Source organism: Achromobacter sp., assembly GCF_050285585.1.
Lineage (GTDB): Bacteria > Pseudomonadota > Gammaproteobacteria > Burkholderiales > Burkholderiaceae_B > Achromobacter.
Window position 1 is genome coordinate 1 of record NZ_JBLZXF010000067.1, and the last position, 10,081, is coordinate 10,081.

The following is a 10,081-nucleotide window of genomic DNA, read 5'->3' on the forward strand; positions in this document are numbered from 1 at the left end:
GGCCGCACCGTGGTGCAGCCCGTCAGCGATCCGGCGGTGGTGCAGCAGTATTTCGACGGTTATGCGCAGCGGGTCAACGACCTGATCAAAGGCGTGGGGCGCCGTCCGCTGGGCTAGGCGTTCCCTGCGCGGGCGGCGCGGCGGCGCGCCAGCAAGCCGAAATGGCCTTGGGTCGTTTCGGCTTGTGTGCTTTGGGCGGGAGCGTGCGGCGAGAGATCCGTCAGTTATCGAGGATCTGCAGGAAGTCCGGCTGGTTCAGGTTGCCGGCGATGCGATCCAGGACGATCAGGAAGGCGTCGATCTCTTTGGCAGAGCAGCCTTTCATCATTTCCTGGAGAAACACGGCGCGTTGTTCCTGGACGCGCCGTACGGCTTCCAGCCCGCTCTCGGTCAGTCGCACTTCTGTCAGGCGGTTGTCCTCGGGGTGCGGATTGCGCGCCACCAGACCCTCATGGTCCAGCACCTTGATCTGGCGGGTGATGGACCCTGCGTCCACGCCGATCTGCAGGGTCAGGTCCTTCTGCGTGCAGACGCCTTTGCTGTGGACCAGGAAAAGCAGGCGCCAGCGCGTGCTGGCCATGCCGGTGAAACGCTCGAACCCGTTGGTCGATGCATGGTAGGCACGCGCCAGGCGGGCCAGAACCGTGGAATGCCAGGACTGCAAGTTGAGGCTCTCTTTTTTTGACACTGTTCTCCTCACACTTTCGTGGTTCAGCGGGATACCGGTCGGTTGCTTTGTGAGCGACCGCCAAGTATCAGGAAAACCCTAGTTTTGCGGATTATCGCACGCAATCTATTGCTTGAGGCAATGATATGCCATTAAATTAGTTGCTCTAGTCAATAGTTGCCTTGAGCAATATCAAGCAAGGGGATGTCATGCCATCACGTCTGCCTGACCACGAGGTCGTGGGCCGCGGTCCGTTCACGGTTTATCTGTTGCATGGTGCGTACGGATCGCGTGAGTATTTTCGCGAGCAGATCGCCGCGCTGGTCGAGCGCGGATACCGCGTGGTGGCGTGGGATGCGCCCGGCTATGGTCTGAGCGAATTGCCGCAGCCCTATTCGATCGAGCTCGCGGCCGATGCATGCGCGGCCCTGGTCGAGGCGACCGGCAGCCGCTGCAATGTCCTGCTCGGACATAGCATGGGCGGCATCATCGCACCGTTGGCGGCTGTCAAACTGGGTCCGCAGCGGGTGCAGGGCCTGGTTGTCTCGGCCACGGTCGGCTCGTTCTCCAGCAAATCGGCCGAAGACCAACGTCGTTTTCTGGAGGAGCGGATTGCTCCCCTGACTCAGGGGGAAACCTTGTCTGCGACGGCCGAGGTTTTGCTGCGCACCATGCTTGCGCCAGGGTCTTGCGGAGCTCAGGTCGAACGCGTCCTGCGGGTCGCCATGGCCACGCGCAGCGAAACGTTCGTGGCCGCCATCAATGCGATCGTGGCCTATGACGGTGCGCCCACCCTGGCGCGCGTGGCGGTGCCCACCCTGGCGATCGCCGGTGAGCTGGACGATGTCGGGCGCCCTGCGCAGATGCGTGAACTGGCCGAGCAGATCGCCGGCGCGGAGTTCGTGGCCGTGCCGGATGCCGCCCACTATGCCTGGGCCGAGCAGCCGGCGCGCTTCAATCAGGCGCTGTTCGATTTCCTGGAGCGACGTGTCGGGGCTTGTCGTGAAGCGTGATCCGCTGGTGCTGCTGCATGGCTTGAACAACACGCCTGCCGTCTGGGATGGCCTGGCGGAACATTGGGACGGCGCTTATTCCTTGCTGACGCCGATGCTGCCTGCTCTGGCCGACTTGGACGCCATCGCGCGTGCCTTGCTCGATGACTTGCCGGCGCGTTTCTGGCTGGCAGGCCATTCGTTCGGGGGCTATGTCGCGCTGGCAATCCTGGCGCTGGCGCCCGAGCGCGTCGCAGGCCTGGCCCTGATCTGCAGCACGCCGCAGGCGGATTCCGCCGCACAGGCACAGGGCCGCTGCGACGCGATTCTGGCGGCGGCAGGCGATGCCCTGGCGGGCTCCTGGACGCAGGCCTACGCCGAGCGCATGCAGATCCAGGGCGCGACCGCGTTTCATCCGCGCCATCGCGATGATCCGGTATTGCAGGCGCGCCGACGCGCCATGCTCCAGGACTATGGTCCGTACGGCTTCGTGGCGCATGCGCTTGCCGCTCTGGGGCGCCCCGACCGCCGCGCGCTGTTGCGCACGCCGCTGCGCACGCCGCTGCCTCTGCTTTGGGTGGCAGGCAGCGATGACCCGTTGTACCCCCCGCAGGCGGTGCAGGCCATGCAGGCAGATGCCGGCCACGGCGCCGTGCAGGTGATCGGCCCGGCCGGCCATCTGCTGCCGCTTGAGCAGCCGCGGGCCCTGGCAACGACGCTGCGCGCCTGGTTGCCGCACTGAGACATCGATTTTTGACAGAGAGACAGGCGCGCCGCATTGCGGCGCGCACCAGGAGAAAAAAACATGAATTCCTCCTCCGGCAGCGAGGCTGCGACGGGCGTGGCGGCTGCCTTGCCGCCCGCTATGGGTCGTTCCGATGGTGGGCTCAGCCGGGAACAGGCCAAGGCCATGGGCATCGCCACGCTTGGTGGCATGCTCGAGTTCTATGAGTTCATCATCTTCATCTACCTGACGCCGATCATCAGCCAGCATTTCTTTCCAGCGGATATGCCGCTATGGCTGGCCCAGGTCCAGACCCTGGGTATTTTCGCGGCGGGATACCTGATCCGGCCTATCGGCGGCATCCTGCTGGCCAGCATCGGCGATGTCATCGGGCGCAAGAAGATGTTCGCCTTTACCTTGATCCTGCTGGCGGTGCCCACGATCCTGATCGGCCTGCTGCCGGGCTACGCCAGCATCGGGATGTGGGCGCCGCTGCTGCTGCTGGTGTTGCGCATGGTGCAGGGCCTGTCGATCGGTGGTGAGCTGCCCGGCGCGCTGTGTTTCGTGTCGGAGCATGTGCCCGAGCGTCGTCTGGGCCTGTCCTGCGGCATTCTGTCGGCCAGCCTCGCGGTCGGGGCGCTGCTGGGCTCGGGATCGGTGGCGGCCCTGACGGGCGCGCTGGGCAAGGAGGCAATGTATGACTACGGCTGGCGCATTCCGTTTGTCGTGGGCGGCCTGCTGGGGCTGGCGTCGGCGCATCTGCGGCGCTATGCCCACGAAACGCCGGTCTTTCTTGAAATGCGCGAGCGCAACGCATTGGCGCGGCAGGTGCCGGTGAAGCTGCTGCTGGGCCAGCATCGGGCCGTGTTGTTGTTGTGCCTGCTGGTGGCCTGCATGACGGCCGTGGTGACATCGGGTCTGCACCAGTTTCCCGTGACGCATTTCATCGCTACCCGGCAATTCGACCCGGCAGCGGTGTATCGCGCGCAGTTCTGCGCCTCCGTGATGCTGATCGTGGGCGATGTGGTGGCGGGCTGGGCAAGCGACCGTTTCGGCCTGCGCAAAACCTTTGCAGTCGGCACCCTGGCGCTGGTGGCTGCCGTGTTCTGGCTGTATCACGACGTCAGCGCGGCCACGCTGGTCCTGCGTTTTTCGGTGGCGGGGTTTTTCTCCGGCATCGTCACCCTGTCGTTCGTGCTGCTCATCTACAGCTTCCCGGCCCAACTGCGCTACACCGGGATCGCAGCCAGCTACAACCTGGCGTCGGCCGCGATCGGGGGCACAACGCCCTTGCTGCTCGCCTTGCTGGTGCAGCGCAACGAAGGCTGGGCGGCCTGGTATCCGGCGCTGTTCTGCGTGGTGGCGGTGCTGGCCGCCCTGGCGCTGGCGCGCTACCGCCAACCCATCAATCCCTATGCGCCCGAGGCCGGTGAACCGGCGCCGGCAACGCCTTACTGACAAGGAGAACTTTCATGACCCCATTCGATTTCCTGCCGCCGGCCGGTGCGCGCATCGCCATTGTGGGCGGCTGCGGTGGCATGGGCCAGGCCCTGGTGGCGGCCGCGCTGGATGCCGGGCTGCGCGTGGCGGTGCTGGATCTGGAGCGTTCGATGGCGCAGTCACCGGCGCCGGCCGGCGTCCTGGCGCTGCCCTGCGACATTGGCGACGAAGCGCAGGTTCATGCCGCTTTCGCCCAGTTGCAGCAACGCTGGGACGGCCTGGACGTGCTGGTCAATCTGGCCGGCTTCACCGGCGAGCAGATCCTGGTCAGAGATATGGAGACGGCCGAATGGGACCGCATCGTGGATTGTTGCCTGCGCGGTTATTTCATGGTGGCCCGCGCCGCCTTGCCGTTGCTGGAAAAGGGCGATAACGCATCGATGGTGCTGGTGTCCTCCACTTTCGGGCATCGCGTCGTGCACCCGGGATTCTCGGCCTATGCCGCCGCCAAGGCGGGGGTGGTTTCCCTGGGCAAGGCGTTGGCCACCGAATGTGCGCCAAAGCTGCGCGTGAACGTCGTGTCGCCCGGCGTATTCCGGACCGCCTTTCTGGAAGGGGGCACCGGACAGCCCGCACGCGAGAGCGGCATCGACATGGATAAGTATCCGCAATTCGTACCCTTGGGGCGATTGGGGGCGCCGCAGGAAATCGTCGGCCCCATTCTGTTTCTGGCCGGCCCGGCTGCCAGCTACATCACCGGGCAGGTGCTGCATGTCAACGGTGGTATCTGGGCGCCTTGAGCCCCGGCTGCGTGCTTTCTTCCGGTTTCCTTCTATCGAGTCCGATTGCCATGTCCCACTCCATTCCCGAGCGCCTGACGAGCTATATCGATGGCGCCTATCTGCCCGCCAGGGCCAATGCGCATTGCCTGCCGGTGATCAATCCCGCCACGGCGGGCGTCATTGCCCAGCTGCAGGAGGCGGACGCGCGTGAGGTCGATCAGGCCGTGCAGGCTGCCGCGCGCAGTTTCGCCGCCGGCAGCTGGCGCGCGCTGCCCTTGCAGGCGCGTGCAGAGGTCTTTCGCCGCATCTGCGAATTGACGCAGGCGCACGCCGATGAACTGTGCCGGCTGGAATGCATCGATCTGGGAATTCCTATCAGCCAGGCGCGCGGGATGGTCACGGCGCGGGTCATCCGGAATTTCAGCTTCTATGCGGACCATCTTTCGCAAGGCGCCGAGCGCGCCGTGCGACAGGACGACCTTTACCAGCGCTATGTGCACCGGGATCCGGTGGGCGTATGTGGCCTGATCTCCCCCTGGAACGCGCCTTTGATGCTGGCAACGTCCAAGATTGCTCCGGCCCTGGCGTTTGGCAACAGTTGCGTGATCAAGACATCGGAGTACACGCCGCTGGCCCTGCATCGTTTCATGAGCTTGCTGAGCGAGGCCGGGGTGCCGCCGGGGGTGGTCAACCTGGTCAACGGACGCGGCGAGGTCACGGGCGCGGCGCTGGTGGCGCATGAGGCAGTGGCGCTGGTGTCGTTTACCGGTGGTGGCGCGGCGGGTCGGCAGATCGCCGCGGCGGCGGGAGCGGGTCTGAAAAAGTGCGACCTGGAGCTGGGCGGAAAGTCAGCCTGCATCGTGACCGACAGCGCCGATCTGGAAGCGGCTGTCGATGGTGCGCTGCTGGGGATTTTCGGCAATAGCGGGCAGATGTGCTTTGCCGGATCGCGGCTGCTCTTGCAGCGCAGCATTGCCGATGATTTCCTGGAGCGCTTCGTGGCGCGCGCCGGGGCGATCCGGGTGGGGGATCCGCTGGATCCCGCCACGGAAATGGGGCCGCTGGCCTATGAGGCGCACCTGGAGCGGGTGATGGACTATTGCCGTCCCGTGCCGGGAGAGGGCGTCAGCGTGTTGGCCGGCGGGCAGCGACGCGACGATCTGCCGGGCTATTTCATGAACCCGACGGTGCTGCTGGCCGATCACGCCGATGTCCGGGCCTGCCAGGAGGAGATCTTCGGTCCGGTGGCGACGGTGTTGCGCTATGACCGCTTCGAGGAGGCGCTGGCCATCGCCAATCGCAGTCGCTATGGGCTGGCCGGCTATCTGTGGTCACAGCGCCTGGACGAAACCATGGCGGCGGCCCAGGGTCTGCGTACGGGGGCCCTGATGGTCAACTCGCCGATGGTGTTTGACCTGCGCATGCCCTTCGGCGGCGTGGGAGAGTCCGGGGTGGGGCGTGAAGGCATCGAAAGCCTGCGCAATTTCTACTCGGAAGAGAAAGCGGTGGCCATTGCCTTGCGCGCCGTGCCCATGCCCTTGCGACTGGGGGCGGGCGCGGCGGCTTGAGGGAGACGATGATGCGTTTTGCATTCTTGCGGTATTTCACCGGCGTGGTCGCGGCCAGCCTGACCCTGGCCCTGCCGGCCGCAGCCGGCGATGCCTGGCCGCAGCGGCCGGTGTCCCTGATTGTGCCTTACCCCGCCGGCGGGGTTGCCGATAACGTGACGCGCCTGTTGGCCACCGAACTGGGCAAGACACTCGGGCAGCCGGTCGTGGTAGAAAACCGGCCGGGCGCCAGCGGGCGGATTGGTCTTGAGGCGGTCCGGCGCGCGGCCCCGGATGGCTACACGCTGGGACTGGCCGTGCCGGCCACGATGGTGCTGCTGCCGCTGGCCGACGCGCGATTCGGGATGTCCGCGCAGGATTTCGAGTTGATCAGTCTGGCCTGCGAAACCTGGACAGCCCTGGTGGTCGCGCCCCAGTTGCAGGTAGGCGATCTGGCCGCTTTTCAGTCCTATGGCCGCCAGCAGACCGACGCGCTGAACTATGCCTCTGCCGGCAAGGGCACGAGCTTTCATTTCGGAGGGGCGCTGGTGGCGCAATTGCTTGGCCTTGAGGCGACCCATGTGGCCTACAAGGGCGAGAGTCCGGCCATGAGCGATGTCGCGGCCGGGCATGTGCACTTCATGCTGGCCACGCATTCGGCCCGCGCCCTGATCGAGGCGGGCAAGCTGGTGCCGCTGGCCGTGGCCACGCCGCAGCGGGTGGCCGCCATGCCGCAAGTCCCCACGTTCCGCGAGGCGGGAGTGGACTACACGCAGGATGGCTGGGTCGGTTATGTCGGCCCGCGCGGCCTGGATCCCCAGATCGTCGGGAAACTGGAGTCGGCCTTCCAGCAGGCGCTGGCCTCACCCGCGGTACGCGGCAAGCTGGCCGACATGGGCTACCAGCCCAGCGAAACGGGCGCGGCTGCGATGCGCCGCGCGATCGAGCGCGGCCAGGCGCGCTACCGGCCGCTGGTGGAGTCCGGCGCCGTTGTCCTGAACGATTGAACGCCTGAGTTTTTCCTGCCGCGATAGGCGGCTGTCTACGCTCGTCTTAATTATTGCCATAAGCAACTATTGGAGAAGGCAAATGCTTGAAATCATCCGCCGTTATGACGTCACCGCCGGCGAGAACACCGACAACCCGTTTCTGCTCGGAGCTTTTGCGCCGAATCGCGTGGAGTACACCGCCGATACCGCCAGCCTGCGAGTGATCGGCGAGATCCCCCGTGATCTGCACGGGATCTTCGTGCGCAACACGCACAACCAGGTGCATACGCCGATGGGGGTGTACCACCCGTTTGACGGCGACGGCATGTTGCACGCCGTGCACTTCGAGAACGGCCAGGCGACCTATCGCAACCGCTTCATCCGTACCACCGGATTCCTGGCGGAGCAGGCAGCGGGGAAGTCGCTTTGGCCGGGCCTGCTGCAGCCTGACCTGGGCTCTTACCGGGGCTGGGGAGCGATGGGTGCGATGAAGGACAACGCCGGCACCGACGTCATCGGTCATGCCGGCCGGTTGCTGGCCAGCATGTCGCAGGGCAGCGAGCCCTGGCGGCTAGATCCGATCACGCTGGAGACGCTCGGGCCGGATGCCAATTGGGCACGCCAGGTGCCTGATGGCGTGAGCGCGCATTACAAGGTCGATCCCGTGACCGGCGAGATGATGTTCTTCAACTATCCGGAGCGCTGGCCCTACATGCACTACGGCGTGGTCAATCGCAACAACGAACTGGTGCACTATGTGCCGATCGAACTGCCCGGCGCCCGCTGGCCGCACGATCTCGGGATCACGCAGAACTACACGATCCTGCACGACCTGCCTTTGTTCTTCGATCCGGACGGCCTCAAGTCAGGCAAGCACCGGCTGGTGTTCAACCGTGATCTGCCGGCGCGCTTCGGCATCATTCCGCGGCATGGCGATAACACGCAGGTGCGTTGGTTCGAGGCGACCCCCTGCTATGTCCTGCATCTGACCAACTGCTACGAGGTCGGCGACGAGGTGGTGATGGACGGTTGCATCATGCCGGACTATCACCCCGTGCCGGTCAATGCGGCAGGCAATGTCTATGACCGCATCAAGGCCAATCTCGACAAGCATCGCAACAAGACCCACATGCACCGCTGGCGCTTCAACCTGCGCACGGGCAAGACCACCGAGCAGTACCTCGACGATGAGGTGACCGAGTTCCCGATCTGCAGCAACGACTATGTCGGCCGGCCCTATCGCTACAGCTACAACGTGCTGTATCAGCCGGGCGAATGGTTGTTCAGCGGCGTCAAGCGCTTCGATCTCGACACCGGCGCCACGGCGCGTCACGAGTATGGCCCGGGCCGGTTTGGCAGCGAGCCCCAGATGGCCAGGCGTGTGGGGGCGGTGCATGAAGACGACGGCTATCTGATCAGCATGGTGGCCGACATGAATGCCGATACCTCGGAGATCGTCATTCTGGATGCCGCCAATATCGACCGCGAGCCGCTGGCGCGGATTCTCCTGCCCGAGCGCATGTCCATCGGCACCCATGCCTGCTGGGTCGAGGGCGACCGCATCCATGGCGAGCACCGCCCGCCTTCATCCGTCATTTCATCCACCGGAAGTTGACCTGTTTCAGGAGGAGGCAGGTCGGGCGCCCGCCTTGCGGGCGTCCCGTGCAATATCCATGAGAGACCCACAATGAAAAAGAAACTGTCTTCCCGCAGCGTTGCCGTCCTGTGCGCACTGCCTGCAGTGGTCCCCGGGCTGGCCGGGGCGCAGATCACCGGAAAGGGGCCGGAATCCAGCGTCATCCTGGGTGGCCAGATCAAGGTCGGCCAGGCCGCCGTGCGCGTCAGTGGCGCGCGCGATGGCGCGTCGGCCGCCGAGAAGGTCGGGCTGGCGCCCAACACCAGCTATTTCTATTTCAAGGGGCAGGAAACGCTCAACCACAGGCTGAAGACCATCTTTCACCTGGAGTGGGATTTCTCCCCGACCACAGGCGCGCGCGGCGGGGGCCGGGCCGTGTTCGTCGGCCTGGCCGACCGGGAACTGGGCGCCCTGACGCTGGGCCGTCAGTCGGTCTACTTCAGCCATCACTGGTTTATCAATGATCCCCATGGCGCATTCGATGCGGCGCCCAATCCGGCCAACTCGCTCAATGTCCTGGGCACGATTAATGGGTCCCACTTCGCCGGCAGCTTCCTGAACAATACCGTGCGCTACCAGGCGCCGAATTTCCATGGCTTCTCCGGCATCGCTTCCTACTCGTTCGACTCGGAGGAAATGGACCAGGGCCGCAGCCATACCTGGTATGTGGGGCCGACCTATACGCGCGGCGCTTTCCGCCTGGGCTACTACCACATGGAGCGCAAAAGCCAGGGTGCCTTGCCCAGGCAGGTGGCGGGCAGCCTGGATCAGACAGCGGATCGCCTTGCCGTCGGCTATGGGCTGGGCGGGCTGAGTTTCGGGGTGGTGGTCGATCGCAACAAGGTGATGGATCGCTCCACGCGCGGGGATCAGTATCGCTACGCCTTTGCGGTGCCGGTCAACTATGGCCAGGGCCCGCACCTGTGGTCGATGACCTATGGCCAGGCATTGTCGATGAAGCAGAACGGCAGGACGCAGGGAGGCACCGGCGCGAAGATGCTCTCGCTCAGCTATCAGTACAGCCTGAGCAAGCGCACGACGCTGGATGCGACCGTGGTGGAACTGCACAATGATCGCAATGGCCGCTACAACTTCTGGCTCGGCGGGCCTTACGGCGCATCACAGTTGCCGCAAGCCTATACCGGCGGTCGTCTGCGCATGGCCTACCTGGGCATCAAGCATCTCTTCTGAGGGCGCCAGCCCTTCAGGGCTGGCGCCGCCGGGGGCGGCCTCAGCCCAGCGCGCCTTCGATCAGCCGCAAGTCCTGGTCGGCCTGCATGCGCATCAGGCGCAGCAGTTCGCGT

At 65.2% G+C, this 10,081-nt stretch carries 9 protein-coding genes; 8 read left to right on the forward strand and 1 reads right to left on the reverse strand.

What is annotated here, in order from left to right; all coding sequences use genetic code 11:
• Window positions 1-220: 220 nt before the first annotated feature.
• Window positions 221-664, reverse strand: a complete 444-nt coding sequence (locus ACN6PJ_RS30480) for a MarR family winged helix-turn-helix transcriptional regulator (RefSeq protein ID WP_025513892.1) — start codon at window positions 662-664, stop codon at window positions 221-223.
• Window positions 665-876: 212 nt separating this feature from the next.
• Here ACN6PJ_RS30480 and ACN6PJ_RS30485 point away from each other — a divergent pair, with 212 nt between their 5' ends.
• The 8 genes from ACN6PJ_RS30485 to ACN6PJ_RS30520 all read left to right on the forward strand — a co-directional run bounded on the left by ACN6PJ_RS30485 (window position 877) and on the right by ACN6PJ_RS30520 (window position 9,968).
• Window positions 877-1,680, forward strand: coding sequence for an alpha/beta fold hydrolase (locus ACN6PJ_RS30485; RefSeq protein ID WP_033535122.1), 804 nt, complete (start codon window positions 877-879; stop codon window positions 1,678-1,680).
• Window positions 1,670-2,401 carry an alpha/beta fold hydrolase gene (locus tag ACN6PJ_RS30490; protein ID WP_157935655.1) on the forward strand — a complete coding sequence of 244 codons (732 nt, stop codon included), beginning with the start codon at window positions 1,670-1,672 and terminating at the stop codon, window positions 2,399-2,401. The genes ACN6PJ_RS30485 and ACN6PJ_RS30490 overlap by 11 nt, the downstream gene beginning before the upstream one ends.
• Before the next feature lie 63 nt (window positions 2,402-2,464).
• Window positions 2,465-3,841, forward strand: a complete 1,377-nt coding sequence (locus ACN6PJ_RS30495) for an MFS transporter (RefSeq protein WP_051348208.1) — start codon at window positions 2,465-2,467, stop codon at window positions 3,839-3,841.
• A 14-nt stretch (window positions 3,842-3,855) separates the two neighbouring features.
• Window positions 3,856-4,623: an SDR family NAD(P)-dependent oxidoreductase gene (locus ACN6PJ_RS30500; protein ID WP_025513885.1), complete on the forward strand. Its 768-nt coding sequence runs from the start codon at window positions 3,856-3,858 to the stop codon at window positions 4,621-4,623.
• A gap of 50 nt (window positions 4,624-4,673) precedes the next feature.
• Window positions 4,674-6,173, forward strand: coding sequence for an aldehyde dehydrogenase family protein (locus tag ACN6PJ_RS30505; protein WP_427999393.1), 1,500 nt, complete (start codon window positions 4,674-4,676; stop codon window positions 6,171-6,173).
• Window positions 6,174-6,184: 11 nt separating this feature from the next.
• Complete coding sequence (locus ACN6PJ_RS30510) at window positions 6,185-7,159, forward strand: Bug family tripartite tricarboxylate transporter substrate binding protein (RefSeq protein ID WP_427999394.1); 975 nt, start codon at window positions 6,185-6,187, stop codon at window positions 7,157-7,159.
• 82 nt (window positions 7,160-7,241) lie between these two features.
• On the forward strand, window positions 7,242-8,756 hold the full coding sequence (locus ACN6PJ_RS30515; protein WP_025513882.1) for a carotenoid oxygenase family protein: 1,515 nt from the start codon (window positions 7,242-7,244) through the stop codon (window positions 8,754-8,756).
• A gap of 72 nt (window positions 8,757-8,828) precedes the next feature.
• Window positions 8,829-9,968 carry a porin gene (locus tag ACN6PJ_RS30520; protein WP_427999395.1) on the forward strand — a complete coding sequence of 380 codons (1,140 nt, stop codon included), beginning with the start codon at window positions 8,829-8,831 and terminating at the stop codon, window positions 9,966-9,968.
• Window positions 9,969-10,081 lie beyond the last annotated feature (113 nt).